Source organism: Collinsella aerofaciens, from assembly GCF_028206795.1.
Classification (GTDB): domain Bacteria; phylum Actinomycetota; class Coriobacteriia; order Coriobacteriales; family Coriobacteriaceae; genus Collinsella; species Collinsella aerofaciens_AX.
This window is the reverse complement of the sequence record NZ_JAQLFJ010000027.1, coordinates 1-1,762: the sequence shown is the minus strand read 5'-3', so window position 1 is coordinate 1,762 and position 1,762 is coordinate 1. Positions and strand designations below refer to the sequence as shown.

At 53.7% G+C, this 1,762-nt stretch carries 2 protein-coding genes; both read left to right on the top strand.

All coding sequences use genetic code 11. The features are described from left to right. The coding region (locus PMX70_RS10065; RefSeq protein WP_271743482.1) for a PTS lactose transporter subunit IIBC at window positions 1–1,230 on the top strand (1,230 nt) is incomplete at its 5' end. Between the two features lie 162 nt (window positions 1,231–1,392). Then, the gene (locus PMX70_RS10060; protein ID WP_271743481.1) at window positions 1,393–1,725 is read left to right on the top strand and encodes a sugar phosphate isomerase family; all 333 of its coding nucleotides are present in this window, start codon (window positions 1,393–1,395) and stop codon (window positions 1,723–1,725) included. Window positions 1,726–1,762: the final 37 nt, after the last annotated feature.

Below are 1,762 nucleotides of genomic sequence, written 5' to 3'. Positions count from 1 at the left end.
GCTAGAAATCATATGACGGGGCGCGGGCCGTGTTCCGCTATGCGGTTGTCAATTTGCGAAAGAAATTATGCGTCACCGCAGAGTTTTCGCGATATCTTTGCATTTGGGTTTTCGATCCTTGCGTGCGCTTTTATCGATCTTGCGAGCCGCAAGCTGCTTGCTGTGCCGTTCGCCAATTTGGTATCCGCTCTCATCTCGCCGCTGTTCTCCGCGGTCGACACCTATCCTGGCATGGCGCTTATCGAAGGCGCGGTCGCGCTTTTCCAATTTATGGGTATCCACGGTGCTTCGGTTGTCATGAGTCCGATCAATGCTGCGCTCTACGGCAATACCGTTACCAATCTTGAGGTTTTCCAAGCAGGTGGACACCCGTCAATTGCTCTCACGCAGGACTTTACAAGCTTCATCGGCGGTCTGGGCGGTTCTGGCTGCACGTTCATCGTTCCTATTATCCTGATCATGTTTATGCGCTCCAAGCAGCTTAAAGCCATGGGCAAGGCATCGATTATCCCGGTGATTTTTGGAGTTAACGAGCCCGTTATCTTCGGTATGCCGATTGTTCTCAATCCCTATATGTTCGTGCCCTTCCTAGTGGCTCCTATGGTCAACGCCATTATCGGTAAATTTTTCATTGACGTCATTGGAATGAACGCCCCCATGTATACCATGCCGTGGGCGCTTCCCGGCCCAATTGGTGCGTTCCTCACCACGGGTCTCGATCTGCGTTCTCTCGTATTGATGGCAGTGCTGTTGGTCGTTGACTTTGTGATTTACTATCCGTTCTGCAAGGCGTATGACCATCAGCTTTGTTTGGAAGAGTCTGCAAAGGAGACTGCAGGAAACTCGGATGCAGATGCTATTGCCGCACAGGAAAATGTCGCAAAAGCTCTCGAGGCGGTAAAGGACAAGGCGGAGCAGATCCGCGTGCTTGTGCTTTGCCAGGGTGCCGGCACTTCGACTCTCTTGGCAAATGCTCTTCGCGAAGGTGCCGCTGCTAAGGGTATCGATCTGGTTTCTCAGTCCGGTGCGTACGGAAGCCACTATGAGACGATGGATCAGTACAACGTGATTGTTCTGGCGCCCCAGGCACGCATGTACTATGACGCTATGAAGGCTGATACCGATCGCCTTGGAATTAAACTGCTCACCACAAGGGGCAAGGAGTATATCGACCTTACCAACGATCCCGAAGGTGCAATTGACTGGATCGTTCAGGAGCTGGCCAAATAGTTGATGCACTCCGTCGTTGATTCGTCTATGTATAGTACGGCCCCGCAGCTTACTGAGCTGCGGGGCCGTATTTCGTTGAGTATCCAATTGAGACAATGAGCGCAACCGTCGTGAGATCGCATTTGCGCTCTCCGAGTCACCGACAAGCTACCTTCCATCCATGTGACCAATTCGCTTTCGGTCTATAACCTGCTTGAGGCGCGCGAAGACTGCGACCTGTGCCTCGTGGGCGGCATGTACCGTCGCCGCACCGCCGCCTTTGTGGGACCAACAGCCGAGGATGCCCTGCGTGCGCTGGGCATCGACGCGGCGTTTATCGGCGCCAACGGCATCTTGGACAGCGACGTGTCCACGTCCAACATGGAAGAGGGCCGCATCCAGCAGCTTGCCTTTAGCAAGGCCGACTCGCGCTATCTGATCGCCGACTCCAGCAAGATCGGCAGGCGATACTTCTGCCCATTACAGTCAGAAATGAGCTATTCGATACCCCGTTGATGTATTTCCCCGGTGTCGGATACGATTCAAGCAAGCC